The organism is Streptomyces sp. NPDC091280 (assembly GCF_044768565.1).
Lineage (GTDB): Bacteria > Actinomycetota > Actinomycetes > Streptomycetales > Streptomycetaceae > Streptomyces.
Genome location: NZ_JBIVUZ010000011.1, coordinates 266536 through 282968, shown reverse-complemented (window position 1 = coordinate 282968; position 16433 = coordinate 266536). Strand labels below are relative to the sequence as shown.

Here is a 16433-nt window from a genome sequence, read left to right as displayed (position 1 = left end):
GCCGGGCACCTTGTGGGCGTCCGGCCGGTTCAACTCCTAGATCTCGCCGCGCAGTTTGGCGAGTGCCTCGGCGAGGATCGCCTCGCCGTCCGCGTCACTGCGCCGCTCCCGTACATACGCGAGGTGCGTCTTGTAGGGCTCGGTGCGCGGCGGGTCCGGCGGGTTGTCCCGGTCCTGTCCGGCGGGAAAGCCGCAGCGCGGGCAGTCCCAGGTGTCGGGGACCTGCGCGTCGCTGGCGAAGCTGGGCTGCGTCTCGTGCCCGTTCGAGCACCAGAAGGAGATGCGCAGCCGGGGCGCGGACTCGCCACGCTCGGCCTCGCCCATCGGCCCCGCCCCGACCCGGCTTCCACGGATCGCGTTGCCACTTGCCACGGTCGTAACTCCCTGCGTGATGGTGCCGCGAAGCGAGTCGGCGTTTCGCTCCGTTGCGAGCGCCTCAGTCTACGTAAGGCCCAACGCGCGTCCAGTGGTTGGAGTTACAGGCCCCTACACCTAGACGCAAGCCCCATGATAGGCCGCGCTCAGCTGCGCGTACCGAACATGGGGCCTTACGTACGGAATGTGCGAAGGAACGTGCGGTCAGCTCGTCTTCATCAGCAGGCCGAGCACGACGATGCAGGCGAACCAGAGCAGACCGAGCACCACGGTGATGCGGTCGAGGTTGCGCTCGGCGACCGAAGAACCACCGACGGACGACGCCATGCCACCACCGAACATGTCGGAGAGACCGCCGCCCTTCCCCTTGTGCATCAGCACCAGCAGCATCAGCAGCAGGCTGAAGACGATCAGGGCGATCGAGAACCCCAAAACCACGGCTGGACCAACTTCCTCGGATTCGGACGGACGACGGGGACATGGCTGTGGAGCCATGTCCCCGCAAGGGTACGACGGATCGTCGCTACGGCCTACTCACGGTCTCACTGGTCGCGGAAGCGCACGATCTTGACGAACTCGTCGGCGTCCAGCGAGGCACCGCCGACCAGGGCGCCGTCGACGTCGGGCTTGGCCATGATCTCGGCGACGTTGCCGGACTTGACGGAGCCGCCGTACTGGATGCGGACCTGGTCGGCCAGCTCCTGGGAGTACAGCTCGGCGAGCTTGCCGCGGATGGCCTGGCAGACCTCCTGGGCGTCGTCGGCGCCGCAGACCTTGCCGGTGCCGATGGCCCAGACGGGCTCGTAGGCGATGACGACGGACTCGGCCTGCTCGGCCGGGACGTCCTTGAGGCCGCCCTCGACCTGGGAGAGCGTGTGGCCGACGTGGTTGCCGGCCTCGCGGATGTCGAGTTCCTCGCCGACGCACAGGATCGGGGTCAGGCCGTGCTTGTAGGCGGCCTTGACCTTGGTGTTGACGATCTCGTCGGTCTCGGCGTGGTACTGGCGGCGCTCGGAGTGGCCGACGGCCACGTAGGTGCACTTCAGCTTGGCCAGCATCGCTCCGGAGATCTCGCCGGTGTAGGCGCCGGAGTCGTGCGCGGAGATGTCCTGGGCGCCGTACTTGATCCTGAGCTTGTCGCCGTCGACCAGGGTCTGCACGGAGCGCAGGTCGGTGAAGGGCGGCAGGACGGCGACCTCGACGGCCTCGTAGTCCTTGTCCGCGAGGGCGAAAGCGAGCTTCTGGACGTGGGCGATGGCCTCAAGGTGGTTGAGGTTCATCTTCCAGTTGCCCGCCATGATCGGCGTGCGCGTGCTCATTAAGGTCAGTCCTCCAGTGCGGCGAGGCCGGGGAGCGTCTTGCCCTCTAGGTATTCGAGGGAGGCGCCGCCGCCGGTCGAGATGTGGCCGAATGCCGTCTCGTCGAAGCCCAGGATGCGGACGGCGGCGGCGGAGTCGCCACCGCCGACGACGGTGAAGGCCTGGGAGTCGAGGAGGGCCTGGGCGACCGCCTTGGTGCCCTCGGCGTAGTCGGGGTGCTCGAAGACGCCCATCGGGCCGTTCCAGAAGATGGTGGCCGCGTCGGCGAGCTTCGAGGCGTACAGGGCACCGGTCTCGGGACCGATGTCGAGGCCCATCTGGTCGGCGGGGATGGCGTCCGCGGCGACGGTGGTGGGGTGGGACGGAGCCTTCGTCTTCAGGTCGGGGAAGGCGGACGCGGTCACGACGTCGACCGGGACGACCAGTTCGACGCCGTTCTTCTCGGCGCGCTCGACGTACTCGGTGACGGCGGGAATCTGGTCGTCCTGGACCAGGGAGGCGCCGATCTCGTAGCCCTTGGCCTTGAGGAAGGTGAAGGCCATGCCGCCGCCGATGAGGATGCGGTCGGCCTTGCCGAGGAGCTGGTCGATGACGGCGAGCTTGTCGGAGACCTTGGAGCCGCCGAGCGCCACCACGTAGGGCCGCTTGACGTCCTCGGTGAGCTGCTTCAGGACGCCGACCTCGGTGGCGATGAGGTAGCCGGCGTAGTGCGGCAGGCGGGCCGGGAGGTCGTAGACGGAGGCGTGCTTGCGGTGCACGGCGCCGAAACCGTCGCCTACGTAGACGTCGGCCAGGGCGGCGAGCTGGTCGGCGAACTCGCCGCGCTCGGTGTCGTCCTTGGCGGTCTCGCCCGCGTTGAAGCGCAGGTTCTCGATGACGGCGACCTGGCCGGGCTCCAGGCCGCGGACCGCGTCGTGGGCGGCGGGGCCGACGGTGTCCTGGGCGAACGCGACGGGCGCGCCGAGGAGTTCGGCGAGTCGCTCGGCGGGCTGGAGGAGGGAGAAGGCCGGGTCCGGGGCGCCCTTGGGGCGGCCCAGGTGCGAGGCCACGATCACCTTGGCGTCCGCCTCGACGAGGGTCTTGATGGTGGGCAGTACGGCGCGGATGCGGCCGTCGTCGGTGATGAGGCCGTCGGCCAGCGGGACGTTCAGGTCGGCGCGGACGAAGACCCGCTTGCCGGCCACGCCTTCGGCGAGAAGTTCGTCGATCGTCTTCATGAATGGGGCTCCTAGGGAAGGCTGTTCAGGCTCTTCGGGCTCTTCGGTTCCGGGCGGGCCGCTGGATCACCACGCAGCGCAGGGCTCGGGCAGCGCGGCGTGCGCTGTCCGAGCCCTGGCTCACATCGTGTTGCCCGCTCCGGGAGTCAGAGCTGGCCGCCGACGAAGACCGTGAGGTCGACGAGGCGGTTGGAGTAGCCCCACTCGTTGTCGTACCAGCCGAGGATCTTCACCGTGTTGCCCTCCTGGACCATGGTCAGGGAGGAGTCGAAGGTGCAGGAGGCCGGGTCGCTGACGATGTCCGAGGAGACGATCGGGTCCTCGGTGTACGCCAGGTAGCCCTTGAGGTCGCCGTCCTCGGAGGCCTTCTTGAACGCGGCGTTGACCTCGTCCTTGGTGGTCTCGCGGGCCAGCGTGACGACGAGGTCGGTGGCGGAGCCGGTCGGGACCGGGACGCGCATCGCGATGCCGTCGAGCTTGCCCTTGAGCTGCGGGAGGACCAGGGCGGTGGCCTTGGCGGCACCGGTGGTGGTCGGGATGATGTTCTCGGCGGCGGCACGCGCGCGGCGCAGGTCCGAGTGCGGGAAGTCCAGGATGCGCTGGTCGTTGGTGTACGCGTGGACCGTCGTCATCAGGCCCTTGACGATGCCGAAGTTCTCGTCGAGGACCTTGGCCATCGGCGCCACACAGTTGGTGGTGCAGGAGGCGTTGGAGATGACGTGGTGGTTGGCCGCGTCGTACTTGTCCTGGTTGACGCCCATCACGATGGTGATGTCCTCGTCCTTGGCCGGAGCCGAGATGAGGACCTTCTTGGCGCCGCCGGCGATGTGCTTCTCGGCGTCGGCCTTCTTCGTGAAGATGCCGGTCGACTCGATGACGATGTCGACGCCGAGGTCGCCCCACGGGATGTCGGCGGGGTTGCGCTCGGACAGCACCTTGATGGTGTGGCCGTCGACGGTGATGGTGTCGGCGGTGTGCGACACCTCGGCCTTGAGGCGGCCCAGGATGGTGTCGTACTTCAGCAGGTGAGCGGTGGTCGCGGTGTCACCCAGGTCGTTGACAGCCACGATCTCGATGTCAGCACCCTGCTCCAGCAGCGCGCGGAAGTAGTTACGACCGATGCGGCCAAAGCCGTTGATGCCTACGCGGATCGTCACGAACCGATCTCCTCGTTGGTACGCCGGGTTCGAATCCGGCGAGCTGTATGGGATGTCCCCGACCGCCTACGACCCTACCTCCCTGAGCCCTCCGTGGTGACATCGAGATGCCCCATACACCGCAGGGCGGTCCGTACCCGCCAGTAGGGGTACGGACCGCCCTTGATGTTCATGACATCGTCACATCGAGTCAGCTCCGCAGGGCCGCCAGTGCCTTCTTGAGCAGGGCGGCCCGGTCGGCCGCCGAGGTGACCTGCTCAAGGCCGAAGCCCAGCAGCACGGTCCGGTCGGTGGTGACCGCGCCGTACGTCTGGAAGAGGGCTCCGGTGCGGGTCCAGTCGTTCAGGACGGCCGGGCTGCCCGGGGGCGGTCCGGTCACGCTCCAGGCGCCCAGGGAGGTCTCGAAGCCCTCGGTCTGGGTCGCGGTGCCGCCCACGACGAGCGAGGTGTCGTCGGCGAGGACACCGTGGCCGCCGCTGCCCGGGTCGGTGATGTAGCTGAGCGAGACCTCCACGGACCTGCCCGCGTAGGCGCTCAGGTCGAAGCCGACCTGCTGCCAGCCGTTGGAGGCACCGGTGAAGCTGTTCCACGAGCCGGTGGTGCCGGTCGCGGTGCAGCCGCTGCTCGCGACGGTCAGGTAGTGCTTGAGCCAGGGGTGTTCGGCGACCAGGAACCCGGCCTCGCACTCCGTCGGTACGGCGGTGCTGGTGGCGCCGCCCACCTCCGGGAGCGTGGTCCAGTCGTCGGCCCCGGTGGTGTGGATCTCGACGACGGCGTGGTCGTAGCCGGGCTCGGTGTCCCACAGCAGCTCGCTGCGCAGCGTGGGCTTGTCGGCCGCGGTCACCCCGGTGAGGTCGATGGTGCGGGTGAGGCGCTTGTAGGAGTCGTCGTTGTGCACGGCCGCCGCCATGTAGGAACCCGCGTAGGGGGCGTACGGGTTGACGGTCCCGGCGAACCTGCCGGCCCCCGCGCTCGCGAACTGCGGGTACGTGGTGGGCGAGAGCGAGTCGGAGGTGACGCTGTAGGTGCCCGCGCGGTCCAGCGGGTTGCCGGGCGCGCCGCTGAGCGCCCCGGTGAAGCCGTCGAGCTTGCCGGAGCCGGTGAAGCCGTTGGCCCCGGGGGTGGACGTACGCGAGTAGGCGCCCAGGTAGTACTGGCTGAAGTCGTTCGAGAGGGTGCCGTCGGCGAGAGCGACGGAACCGCCTGCCTGTTCGCCGGCCTCGATCAGCTTGCCGCCCTCGTTGAGGAAGGCGCGCAGCTGGAGCTGGGTGTCGTTGCGCGGCCCGGCCGGTCCCGAGTAGTGGACGACCGTCTTGAAGTGGTCGAGCACGCCGAGCGCGTCGGGCGCGCCCTGGGTGGCGACGTCCCAGACGAGCGGCTTGCGGCCGTCGGCCTTCAGCGCGTCGACGTAGGCCTGCGCCTGGGTGGCGGCGGCGCCCTCCTCGGCCACGACGAGGGTGTCGGCCGAGGGCAGCTTGGCCACCGTGTACGTGAAGTGGGCGCTGGAGGTGGGCTTCCCGGCCTGCGTCGTGCCGGTGAACCAGACCTCGACCTTGGCGCCCTGGCTCCCGCCCTTGACCTTGGCCCGGTACTCGTCGAAGTACAGGTTGTCGTCCCCGCCGTAGGTCAGGCCGCCCTTCCAGGGCTTGAGCGCCGCCTCGTGCGTACGGCCGCCGTCGACGCGGTACTTGAGCTTCTTGTCGCGCACGGACTTCCGTACGACGACGGAGACCTCCTGGTCGGCGCCGCGCGCGTACGACGTGGTGAAGGCGGCCGGGGTGAAGTCGGCGGCGCTGAGGCCGACCGACGAGCTCGGCCGGTCGGGGTGGGCGGCGGTCTCGGCGACGGAGAGCGCGAAGGGGATGTTCTTCGCGAACTCGTCCTGGATCAGCTTCTCGTCGTCGGGGTAGTTGAAGACGGACTGGCAGTCGGCCGCGTTCCAGGCGTCGTCGGGGTCGATGTTCGACGCGGTCTGGCAGGTCGACATCTCAGGGGTGAACATCGACATGCCGTTGACGTTCGACGCGTGGCCGTCCGCCTCGCCGTTGGTCGTGTAGAGCTCCGAGGAGACCTGCGAGTGGTAGCCGGGGATCGCCGGGTTGTCGGGCGTGCCCGCGAGTGCCTTGTAGAGCACGTCGTCCGGGGTCGGGGTCGCGACCTGCCAGCCGACTCCGTAGAGGAGCAGTTCGGCGGCGGAGTGGTAGTTGATGCCGTAGGTGAAGCCGACGCGCTTCTCGAAGTTGTCGAGTGCCCGTGTCTCGGGCTCGGAGGCGGGGGCCGCGCCGCGGTAGGTCTCGCTGGTCGGGTTCGGGGAGGAACCCTCGTCGTCGTAGCCCCACTTGTAGGCGAAGTTGCGGTTGAGGTCGACGCCGTCGCCGGTGGAGATGACACCGTCGCCGTTGACGTCCCGCAGGTTCTTGCGCCACAGGCGGGTGTCGGAGTTCTTGAAGGTGTAGTCGTAGCCGTCCGGGTTGGCGGAGAGCACGAACCACAGTTCCGTGGAGTCGACGATCTTCTTGACGCGCTGGTCGGTCTTGTAGTTGTCCAGGTAGTAGTGCATCAGCCGGCGGGTCATTTCCGGTGTGATCCACTCGCGCGCGTGCTGGTTGGACACGTACAGCACCGAGGGCTTGGAGCCGTCCTTGGTCTTCTTCGCGTTCTTGGTCAGTTTGAGCGCGAGGATGTCCTGGCCGTCGATCGTCCTGCCGATGGACTCGACCTTGGTCAGGCCGGGGTTGGCCTGCCCGGTCCGCACGATCTCCTCTTTCAGGCCGCCGCTTCCGCTGTACGGCCGGAACACGCCCTGCGACGCGTCCTCGACGCGTGTCTCGGCCTTCGCCGAGAGGGTGTGCTCGGTGAGGTCGACGCCCTGCTTCTCCAGCTTCCGGGCCTGCCGGTCGGTGAGGTAGACCTCGACGGCGGTCTTTCCGGAGGCCGAGAACTGGTTGTCACCGAGTTCGTGGGCGTCCTGTCCCGCCTTCAGGAGCAGGGGTATCTGCTGCTGAGTGACGTCGGCGTGGAAGACCTTGACCTCGTCGGGGTCGGACTTCGTGGAACTGCCGCCCTGCGCCTGGGCGATGGGTGCGATGCTCGCCCCGGCGATCAGGAGTGCACCGACAGCGAGGATCGATCTCGCTCTGTGTCTCATGAATCCCCCTAGCAACGGTCCGCCACAGCGGCGAACAGTTGCCAGGCTCATGACACTCCATGATCGAGTCAAGGGCGCCTCAACGACAATACAAATGCCGGCGCGGACGACCCAAGAGACCGTCCGCACCGGCATGTTGAGGAACCGTCAGCCGACCAGGTTGTCGGCCATCTCCTCGGTGATGCTCGACTCCGTGCCCGGGATGCCGAGGTCCTGGGCCCGCTTGTCGGCCATCGCCAGCAGGCGGCGGATACGGCCCGCCACGGCGTCCTTGGTCAGCGGCGGGTCGGCCAGCGCGCCCAGCTCCTCCAGGGAGGCCTGCTTGTGGTCCATGCGCAGCCGGCCCGCGGCGGCGAGGTGCTCGGGGACCTCGTCGGCGAGGATCTCCAGCGCGCGCTGCACCCGGGCACCGGCGGCGACGGCCGCGCGGGCCGAACGGCGCAGGTTCGCGTCGTCGAAGTTGGCGAGGCGGTTCGCCGTGGCGCGCACCTCGCGGCGCATCCGGCGCTCCTCCCAGGCCAGCACCGACTCGTGCGCGCCGAGCCGGGTGAGCAGGGCGCCGATCGCGTCGCCGTCGCGGACGACCACCCGGTCGACCCCGCGCACCTCGCGCGCCTTGGCCGCGATCGACAGCCGGCGGGCCGCGCCGACCAGCGCGAGCGCGGCCTCAGGACCCGGGCAGGTCACCTCAAGGGAGGAGGACCGGCCGGGCTCGGTCAGCGAGCCGTGGGCCAGGAACGCGCCGCGCCAGGCCGCCTCGGCGTCACAGGTCGCCCCGGAGACCACCTGCGGCGGCAGGCCCCGGATGGGGCGTCCGCGGCCGTCCACGAGCCCCGTCTGCCTCGCCAGCTGATCGCCGCCCGCGACCACCCGGACGACGTAACGGGAGCCGCGGCGCAGCCCGCCGGGCGCCATCACGATCAGCTCCGAACTGTGGCCGAAGATCTCCAGGATGTCCCGCTTGAGCCGGCGCGCCGCCATCGCGGTGTCCAGCTCCGCCTCGATCACGATGCGCCCGCTCACCAGGTGGAGGCCGCCGGCGAACCGCAGAATGGCGGAGACCTCCGCCTTCCTGCAACAGGTCCGGGTGACGGGGAGCCGGGAGATCTCGTCCTTCACCGCTGCCGTCATCGCCATGGGCCGATCCTTCCATGCATCCGAAAAATACGGTCGTACGCGGCGGCCAACAGCTCCGGGTCGTGCCTTGGAGTTCCGTCGGTCCGGGCCACCGGCGCCAGCTCGACCGCGGCGTCCAGCCGCTTGGCGGCTTCGGTGAGCGACGCTCGGTCGGGCACGGCGGCCTCGTCGGCCAGCACCACGTCCAGGGCGAGTTTAGGGGCGTGTCGTCCCAAAACCTCCAAATGACGCTGCGGGGAGAAGCCATCGGTTTCTCCGGGCTGCGGCGCGAGGTTCAGGGAGAGGACCCGGCGCGCCTTCGTCTCGGTGAGCGCGTCGAGCAGTTCCGGCACCAGCAGGTGCGGGATCACGGACGAGAACCAGGAGCCCGGGCCGAGCACCACCCAGTCCGCGTCGAGCACGGCGGCGACGGCCTCGGGCACGGCGGGCGGGTCGTGCGGCACGAGGTGCACGGACTGCACCTCGCCGGGCGTGAGCGCCACGGTCGCCTGCCCCCGCACGGTGTCCACGTCGTCGGGCCGCGCCGGGTCGTGCCCCTTCACCAGGGCCTGGAGTTCCAGCGGTACGGCGGACATGGGCAGCACGCGCCCGTGCGCGCCGAGCAGCTTGCCGACCAGGTCGAGGGCCTGCACATGGTCGCCGAGCTGCTCCCACAGGGCGACGATCAGCAGATTGCCGACCGCGTGCTCGTGCAGGTCGCCCTTGGACTGGAAGCGGTGCTGGATGACGCGGGCCCAGGTCTGGCCCCAGTCGTCGTCGCCGCACAGCGCGGCCAGCGCCTTGCGCAGGTCGCCCGGGGGCAGTACGCCCAGTTCGTCGCGCAGGCGTCCGCTGGAGCCGCCGTCGTCGGCCACGGTGACGACGGCGGTGAGGTCGCCGGTGATCCGGCGCAGCGCGGTGAGCGAGGCGGACAGGCCCATGCCGCCGCCGAGGGCGACCACCTTGGGCTGGGTGCCGCGCCGGCGCGGTTTGCCGCCGCGGGCCTCCACGGGCCGGGTGGTACGCCCCTCGGGCACCACTCGGCGCAGCCTGCCGAGCCGTGGACTACGTCCCGTCATTCCCGTCCCATGTCCCGGTGTACGACCACCGTCTCGACGCCCTCGGCCACGAGCCGCGCGGCGAGCTTCTCCGCCGTGGCGACCGAGCGGTGCTTGCCGCCGGTGCAGCCGATCGCGATCGTCACGTACCGCTTGCCCTCGCGGCGGTAGCCGGCCGCGATGAGGCGCAGCAGCTCGGCGTAGCGGTCGAGGAACTCCTTGGCGCCGGGCTGGTTGAAGACGTACGCCGAGACCTCCTCGTTGAGGCCGTTGAAGGGGCGCAGTTCCGGGATCCAGTGCGGGTTGGGCAGGAAACGCATGTCGGCGACGAGGTCGGCGTCCACGGGGAGGCCGTACTTGAAGCCGAAGGACATGACGGTGGCCCGCAGTTCGGGCTCCTCCTCGCCGGCGAACTGGGCGTCCATCTTGGCGCGCAGTTCGTGGACGTTGAGGCTGGAGGTGTCGATGACCAGGTCGGCGTCACCGCGCAGTTCGCGCAGCAGCTCGCGCTCGGCGTCGATGCCGTCGACGATGCGGCCGTCGCCCTGGAGGGGGTGCGGACGGCGCACGGACTCGAAGCGGCGCACCAGGGCCTCGTCGGAGGACTCCAGGAAGACGATCCGCCGGGTGACGTGCTTGGACTCCAGGTCGGCCAGGGACTCGCGGAGGTTGTCGAAGAAGCGCCGGCCGCGTACGTCGACGACGACCGCGATCCGTGCCACGTTGCCCTGGGAGCGGGCGCCGAGCTCCACCATGGTGGGGATCAGGGCGGGCGGGAGGTTGTCGACGACGAACCAGCCGAGGTCCTCCAGACACTTGGCGGCCGTGGACCGCCCGGCCCCGGACATGCCGGAGATGATCACCAGCTCGGGGATGGCCGCCTCGGGGACCCCGCCCGCTGTCGTGCTGTCCGTACTCACCTGTGCTCCGTCGTCCTGGACCGCCTGCTGCGAAGCCTGATCGTCGCCGTTCTCCTTGTGCGTCCGATCTCGGCCCGCTGTGGGCTGCTTCTCTTGTCCGGTCATGTCTCCTGCCCCCGTCGCTCGTCCGGGGCGCCCGCGGGTACGGGCTCCCCCGGTGCACCCGCCGTCGTCCCGGGTGTCCCGTCTTCCATGTCATCCATGATCTCTCCAGTCGCCGTGTTCACGGCGGGGGCGGCCGGGGCCGCCTGAGCGAGGGCCACCACGATGGTCTCGGCGGTCTTGCGACCTATGCCCGGAACCTCGCAGATCTGGTCGATTGTCGCGGACCGCAGCTTCTTCACCGAACCGAAGTGCTTGATCAGCGCCTGCTTGCGGGTCTCGCCGAGTCCGGGCACGTCGTCCAGGGGGCTCGCCCGGAAACGCTTGGAGCGCTTGGCGCGCTGGTAGGTGATCGCGAAGCGGTGGGCCTCGTCGCGGACGCGCTGGAGGAGGTAGAGGCCCTCGCTGGTGCGGGGCAGCACCACGGGGTCGTCCTCGTCGGGCAGCCAGACCTCCTCCAGCCGCTTGGCGAGACCGCACACGGCGATGTCGTCGATGCCCAGCTCGTCCAGGGCCTTCTTGGCGGCGGCGACCTGGGGCTGCCCGCCGTCGACCACCACGAGCTGCGGCGGATAGGCGAACCGCTTGGGGCGGCCCTCCTCGTCCTTGAGGTCGCTCGCCGCGTCCCCGTCGGCCCACTCCCCCGTCTTCTCCTTCTCGGCGAGATAGCGCCGGAAGCGGCGGGTGATGACCTCGTGCATGGAGCGGACGTCGTCCTGCCCCTCGAAGCCCTTGATCTGGAAGCGGCGGTACTCGCTCTTGCGGGACAGCCCGTCCTCGAAGACGACCATGGACGCCACCACGTCGTCGCCCTGGAGGTGCGAGATGTCGTAGCACTCGATCCTGAGGGGGGCGCTGTCCAGGTCGAGGGCCTCGGAGATCTCCTCCAGGGCGCGCGAGCGGGTGGTGAGGTCGGAGGCGCGCTTGGTCTTGTGGAGGATCAGGGACTGCTGGGCGTTGCGCGCGACGGTCTCCATGAGGGACTTCTTGTCGCCGCGCTGCGGGACGCGCAGCGACACGTTCGCACCGCGCCGGTCGGTCAGCCACTGCTGGACCGGCTCCACCGGGTCGGGCAGGGCCGGGACGAGGACCTCCTTGGGAACGGAGTCCCCGGTCTCCTCGCCGTAGAGCTGCTGGAGGGCGTGTTCGACGAGGGCTCCGGTGGTGACGTCCTCGACCTTGTCGGTGACCCAGCCGCGCTGGCCGCGGACGCGTCCGCCGCGGACGTGGAAGATCTGGACGGCCGCCTCCAACTCGTCCTCGGCTACCGCGATCAGGTCCGCGTCGGTGGCGTCGGCGAGGACGACCGCGCTCTTCTCCATGGCCTTGCGCAGGGCCTCGATGTCGTCGCGCAGCCGGGCCGCCCGCTCGTACTCCATCTCCTCGGCCGCGTCCGCCATCGCCTGCTCCAGGCGGCGGATGTAGGTGCCGGTGCGGCCGGTCATGAAGTCGCAGAACTCCTCGGCCAGTTCGCGGTGCTCCTCCTCGGAGACACGGCCCACGCAGGGCGCCGAACACTTGCCGATGTAGCCGAGCAGACAGGGCCGGCCGGTGCGGGTGGCGTTCTTGAAGACGCCGGCCGAGCAGGTGCGGACGGGGAAGACGCGCAGCAGGAGGTCCACGGTGTCGCGGATCGCCCACGCGTGTCCGTAGGGCCCGAAGTAGCGGACGCCCTTCCGCTTGTGACCGCGCATCACCTGGACGCGCGGGTACTCCTCGTTCATCGTCACCGCGAGATACGGATAGCTCTTGTCGTCGCGGTACTTGACGTTGAACCGGGGGTCGAACTCCTTGATCCAGGAGTACTCCAGCTGAAGTGCCTCGACCTCCGTGGACACGACCGTCCACTCCACCGACGCGGCCGTGGTGACCATCGTGCGCGTGCGCGGGTGGAGTCCGGCCAGGTCCTGGAAGTAGTTCGCCAGGCGCTGGCGCAGGCTCTTCGCCTTTCCGACGTAGATCACCCGGCGGTGCTCGTCGCGGAACTTGTAGACCCCGGGCGAGTCCGGGATCTCTCCCGGCCTGGGGCGGTAGCTGGAGGGATCGGCCATGTTTCACACCCTACTGGCGCGGAGTGACAGCGCGGCGGGGCTGTGGACAACGCCGGGTGAGCCCGGCGCGGCGGTCTCCGCAACCCCTACCGCGACTCCAGGAAGGTGAGAACCGCCAGGACACGGCGGTGGTCGTCGGCGGCCTCGGGCAGGCGGAGTTTGCCCAGGATGCTGCGGACGTGCTTCTCGACGGTGCCCTCGGTGACCCAGAGTCTGCGGCCGATGCCGGCGTTGGAGCGGCCCTCCGCCATCAGCGCCAGGACCTCGCGCTCGCGGTTGCTGAGGACGGACAGCGGGTCGTCGCGGCGCTGCGCCGAGAACAGCTCGTGCACCAGGGAGGGGTCGACGACGGAGCCGCCCTTGTGGATGCGGTCGAGGGCCTCGATGAAGTCGTCGACGACGGTGACCCGGCTCTTGAGGAGGTAGCCGACCTTGTGTCCGCCCGCCAGCAGCTCCAGGGCCTCCTCGACCTCGACGTACGCCGAGAGGACGAGGATGCCGGTGCCCGGGTGGCGTTCACGGATCGTACGGGCCGCCTTGAGGCCCTCGGTCGAGTGGTCCGGGGGCATTCTGATGTCGACGATCGCGAGGTCGGGCCGCTCGGTCTCGACCAGTTCCAGGAGCCGTTCGGCGTCACCGGCCTGGCCCGTCACCTCGTAGCCCAGGCGTTCGCACAGGCTCGCCAGGCCCTCTCTGAGCAGGACGTCGTCGTCCGCGAGAACGACCCGCCCCCGCGCGGTCTGCTGCGATGCGTCCATCGTCTCGGCTCCCCTTGCCCGGCCCGTGCCGTGCGCCACGCACAGCCTGCCCGACCCGGTCGGGTACGGCTAGCCGGTAAGGGAATTGGGGGGTGACCGTGACGACAGAAGGCCGTGTCCGGGCGATTCTCGTAGCAGTGCAGACGCAGGCGGACCGGTCGCCCCGGGCGAGGGGTGACGGGCCGCGGGTCGGAAGGGCTGCGGGAGATGCGGCGGACACGGGCGGGCAGACGACGGCGGTCGGTCCGTGTCCGCAGGCACGAGGAAGACATCCGGTCCCTGACGGATCTCCGGGACCCCCGGGACCCGGACATCGTGCGCGCCAAGCAGCTGCGTGCCGGGCCCCTGCGGCACCCATAGAGCCGGACGGTCGCCTCTCCGTCCGAGAAGACCGCCCGACGCGTGCGCGACGTCACCGAGTCCACGCTCCCCCCGGCCTGGACCCCACCGCGTACGCCTCGGGCGGTCATGACTCCGTCGCCGGCAGCGGCAGTCGCACGGTGAGTGTCGTACCCTCCCCCGGCGGGCTGTCGACGCGCAGCCTGCCGCCGATCGCCTCGACCCGGTCGACGAGTCCGATGAGCCCGGAGCCGTGGCCGGGGTCGGCGCCGCCCGTTCCGTCGTCGGAGATCGTCACCTCCAGGACGTCGTCCTCGGCCCGCGCGGTCACCCGCACGAAGCTCGCGCGCGCGTGCTTGGCCGCGTTGGTGAAGGACTCGGAGGTCACGTAGTAGACGGCGACCTCGGTCTGTTCCGGGAGGCGGCCCGGGGGCAGCCGCAGATCGAGTTCCACCGGGACGGCGGAGCGGCGGGCGAGCGCGCGCAGGGCGGGGCCCAGGCCGCCCTTGGAGAGGATCGCGGGGTGGATGCCGCGCGCGACCTGGAGCAGGTCGGTGAAGGCGTCGTCGAGTCCCTTGGCGATGTGGTCCAGCTGCTCGACGAGTTCCGCCGGCTGGTCGTCCAGCATCGACTGGGCGGTTCTGAGGTCGAGTTGGAGCGAGACGATGCGCTGCTGGACCCCGTCGTGCAGATCGCGTTCGATACGGCGCCTGGAGGCGTCCCCGGCGGCCACCACGCGCGCGCGGGACACGGTGAGCTGGTCGCGGCTGTCGGCGTTGGCGAGGGCGGTGGCGACGAGCGCGGTGAAGTCGGCGAGCCGGGACTCGATGCCCAGGGGCAGCGGTTCGGGCCCGGCGACGGCCGCGACGACGGCACCCCACAACCGGTCGTCTACGACGATGGGGGCGCCGACCGAGCGGCCCACGCGCGCGGGACGTGCGGTCCGTGCCACCTCCGCCGCGGCGGCCGCCTCGGCCTCCACGGCGGGACTGTGGGCGGAACCCACGACGGTGGCGACCCCGTCGGCGCCGTAGCGCAGGACGGCGGCCGAGCCGCTGCCCAGCACGGCTCCCACCTGGCGGGCGACCTCGGAGAACACCTCGTGCGGCGGCACCCCGCGGGCGACGAGGGTGGCGACCTCGCGCAGCGCGGCCTGTTCACGGGCGGCGCGGCGGCTCTCGGTGACATCGCGCGCGGCGGAGTAGATCAGGCCTTCTCCGGCGACCGGGCGGGCGCTCCACTGGAGCCAGCGTTCGGTGCCGTCGGCCCGCAGGAAGCGGTTCTCGAACTCGCCCAGTTCGACGCCGCTCGCCAGCCGGTCGAGGACGGCACGCGTGCGTGCCCGGTCCTCCGGGTGCACGAACTCCAGCCAGGGCGTGCTCAGCAGCGTCTCGGCCGAGTGCCCCAGGGTCCGCTCGAAGGCGGGGTTCACGCGCTTGAAGTAGCCGTCGAGTCCCGCGATGCACAGCAGGTCGAGCGAGAGGTGGAAGATGCCCGCCAGTTCCCGCTCGGCCTTGTCGCGCCGGGCCAGGGCGGCCGTGAAGGACTCCATGGTGTCGTTCATTCCGGCCAGCAACTGCGCCCATGTGCCCTGGAACGCGGCCACGTCCGCGCGATGGTCCAGCCGGTTGTCGTCGATCGCCGTGCTCATGCTGCCGATCTCGCGGGCGAGCCGTCCGGTGGTCACCCGCAGTTCGCGGAACGTGTCGGCGACGGCGCCGAGTTCGTCCCGGCCGACGTACCTCATGTCGTACGACAGGTCTCCCTCGGAGAGGGCCCGGGCGCCCGTGGAGACCTCGCTGAGGGGGCGGGTGATCGACAGCCGCAGGGCCAGCGCGAGGCCGGTGACGGCGGCCAGGACGGCCAGCGACACGGTGAGGTCGCGGGCCTCACGCGCGCGTGCGGAGTCCAGGTCGCTCGTGGCGTCACGGCCCAGGTCCGCGGCGGCCCGGTGCTGGATGACGCGCAGGGCCTCGATGCGCCGGGTGGAGGCGGTCAGCCAACTGTCGTACGTGGGCCAGGAGTTCGCCTTGGCGTGCGGGTCGGCGAGGGTCTCTCGGGTCTTGCGGACGACGAGACCGGGGTGCTGGAGGAGGGTGACGTAGAGCGTGCCCCTGAGGTCGGCGGGCGCGGTCTGGTCGAAGTCGTCCAGGAGCGCCTTCTCCAGGGCGGACCAGCGGTCCGTGGCGGTGGGGTGCGGGGCGTCCGGGGCGGCGAACAGGACGGCCAGCTCGGTGCGTTCGCGTTCGGCGGCCTCGATGGCGTTCAGGAGCGCGATGTGGGCGTCGGCGGCCTGGCCCGAGGAGCGGGTGGGGCGGCCCGACTCCAGGGTGGCGGCCAGCTCCAGGAGGTCGTTCTCGATCGTGTCGTACTGGCCGGCGAGTTGGGGCGCGGTGAGGGAGCCGGTGCCGGTCTGCAGTCGCAGGGCGCGCAGTTGACGGCTGCGGGCGTCGAGGCGGCCCGGTACGTCGGGCGGTCCGGTCCAGCCGGTGGTGTCCAGGAGGGCCGTGCGCAGGGCTGCGTCGGTGGCGTGCTGTGCTCCGGCGCGTTCCTTCAGGGTCGTCGGTCCGGGGCGCAGCCGGGCCTTCACGGCGGCGATGCGTTCCCGGGCGAGGGCATCGGTCAGGGCGGTGGTCCGGAACGACAGTTCGGTCGCCGTCCGGAAGTCCCGCAGGGTCTGCGCGTCGTGCCACTGCGAGACGGCGCCGAACGCGGTGAACGCCATCATGCCGGTCACCGGGAGCAGCACCAGGAGCATCAGCTTGCGGCCGACGCGCAGCCGGGCGAGGAAGGGGACGCGGAGGGCGGCGGGGGGCCTGGGGCGGCGCATGTCGGGCGCTCAGCAGCGGCCGGCGGGTGGGGAGTACGGGTGC

Annotated in this window: 12 protein-coding genes; all 12 read right to left on the bottom strand. The window is 70.5% G+C overall.

The features are described from left to right. Window positions 1-36: 36 nt before the first annotated feature. The 12 genes from ACIQPR_RS31940 to ACIQPR_RS31885 all read right to left on the bottom strand — a co-directional run bounded on the left by ACIQPR_RS31940 (window position 37) and on the right by ACIQPR_RS31885 (window position 16390). On the bottom strand, window positions 37-372 hold the full coding sequence (locus ACIQPR_RS31940; RefSeq protein WP_003957010.1) for an RNA polymerase-binding protein RbpA: 336 nt from the start codon (window positions 370-372) through the stop codon (window positions 37-39). 207 nt (window positions 373-579) lie between these two features. Next, a complete protein-coding gene (secG, locus tag ACIQPR_RS31935) occupies window positions 580-813 on the bottom strand; it encodes a preprotein translocase subunit SecG (protein WP_403655307.1) in 234 nt (77 codons plus the stop codon). A gap of 104 nt (window positions 814-917) precedes the next feature. Beyond that, entirely contained in the window at window positions 918-1694 is a 777-nt protein-coding gene (tpiA, locus tag ACIQPR_RS31930; RefSeq protein ID WP_403655305.1) for a triose-phosphate isomerase, read from the bottom strand. 5 nt (window positions 1695-1699) lie between these two features. Continuing rightward, the gene (locus tag ACIQPR_RS31925; RefSeq protein ID WP_403655303.1) at window positions 1700-2911 is read right to left on the bottom strand and encodes a phosphoglycerate kinase; all 1212 of its coding nucleotides are present in this window, start codon (window positions 2909-2911) and stop codon (window positions 1700-1702) included. Between the two features lie 146 nt (window positions 2912-3057). Continuing rightward, window positions 3058-4068, bottom strand: coding sequence for a type I glyceraldehyde-3-phosphate dehydrogenase (gene gap / locus ACIQPR_RS31920; RefSeq protein ID WP_403655301.1), 1011 nt, complete (start codon window positions 4066-4068; stop codon window positions 3058-3060). Window positions 4069-4258: 190 nt separating this feature from the next. Further along, window positions 4259-7216, bottom strand: a complete 2958-nt coding sequence (locus tag ACIQPR_RS31915; protein ID WP_403655299.1) for a M14 family zinc carboxypeptidase — start codon at window positions 7214-7216, stop codon at window positions 4259-4261. Between the two features lie 147 nt (window positions 7217-7363). Then, on the bottom strand, window positions 7364-8353 hold the full coding sequence (gene whiA, locus ACIQPR_RS31910) for a DNA-binding protein WhiA (RefSeq protein WP_329555556.1): 990 nt from the start codon (window positions 8351-8353) through the stop codon (window positions 7364-7366). Next, on the bottom strand, window positions 8344-9411 hold the full coding sequence (yvcK, locus tag ACIQPR_RS31905; RefSeq protein ID WP_026178369.1) for a uridine diphosphate-N-acetylglucosamine-binding protein YvcK: 1068 nt from the start codon (window positions 9409-9411) through the stop codon (window positions 8344-8346). The genes whiA and yvcK overlap by 10 nt, the downstream gene beginning before the upstream one ends. Then, the gene (rapZ, locus tag ACIQPR_RS31900; protein WP_403655296.1) at window positions 9408-10415 is read right to left on the bottom strand and encodes an RNase adapter RapZ; all 1008 of its coding nucleotides are present in this window, start codon (window positions 10413-10415) and stop codon (window positions 9408-9410) included. The genes yvcK and rapZ overlap by 4 nt, the downstream gene beginning before the upstream one ends. Beyond that, window positions 10412-12463 carry an excinuclease ABC subunit UvrC gene (gene uvrC / locus ACIQPR_RS31895; protein WP_403655294.1) on the bottom strand — a complete coding sequence of 684 codons (2052 nt, stop codon included), beginning with the start codon at window positions 12461-12463 and terminating at the stop codon, window positions 10412-10414. Before uvrC ends, rapZ begins: the two co-directional genes overlap by 4 nt. 86 nt (window positions 12464-12549) lie before the next feature. Continuing rightward, complete coding sequence (locus ACIQPR_RS31890) at window positions 12550-13221, bottom strand: response regulator (protein WP_403655292.1); 672 nt, start codon at window positions 13219-13221, stop codon at window positions 12550-12552. A 466-nt stretch (window positions 13222-13687) separates the two neighbouring features. After that, window positions 13688-16390 carry a nitrate- and nitrite sensing domain-containing protein gene (locus ACIQPR_RS31885; RefSeq protein WP_403655290.1) on the bottom strand — a complete coding sequence of 901 codons (2703 nt, stop codon included), beginning with the start codon at window positions 16388-16390 and terminating at the stop codon, window positions 13688-13690. Between the last annotated feature and the right edge of the window lie 43 nt (window positions 16391-16433).

What these genes read in the sequence shown, in the direction of transcription:
- tpiA (WP_403655305.1), bottom strand. Translation starts at nt 1,694, where the DNA reads ATGAGCACGCGCACGCCGATCATGGCGGGCAACTGGAAGATGAACCTC.
- ACIQPR_RS31925 (WP_403655303.1), bottom strand. Translation starts at nt 2,911, where the DNA reads ATGAAGACGATCGACGAACTTCTCGCCGAAGGCGTGGCCGGCAAGCGG.
- ACIQPR_RS31915 (WP_403655299.1), bottom strand. Translation starts at nt 7,216, where the DNA reads ATGAGACACAGAGCGAGATCGATCCTCGCTGTCGGTGCACTCCTGATC.
- ACIQPR_RS31890 (WP_403655292.1), bottom strand. Translation starts at nt 13,221, where the DNA reads ATGGACGCATCGCAGCAGACCGCGCGGGGGCGGGTCGTTCTCGCGGAC.
- ACIQPR_RS31885 (WP_403655290.1), bottom strand. Translation starts at nt 16,390, where the DNA reads ATGCGCCGCCCCAGGCCCCCCGCCGCCCTCCGCGTCCCCTTCCTCGCC.
- uvrC (WP_403655294.1), bottom strand. Translation starts at nt 12,463, where the DNA reads ATGGCCGATCCCTCCAGCTACCGCCCCAGGCCGGGAGAGATCCCGGAC.
- rapZ (WP_403655296.1), bottom strand. Translation starts at nt 10,415, where the DNA reads ATGACCGGACAAGAGAAGCAGCCCACAGCGGGCCGAGATCGGACGCAC.
- yvcK (WP_026178369.1), bottom strand. Translation starts at nt 9,411, where the DNA reads ATGACGGGACGTAGTCCACGGCTCGGCAGGCTGCGCCGAGTGGTGCCC.
- whiA (WP_329555556.1), bottom strand. Translation starts at nt 8,353, where the DNA reads ATGGCGATGACGGCAGCGGTGAAGGACGAGATCTCCCGGCTCCCCGTC.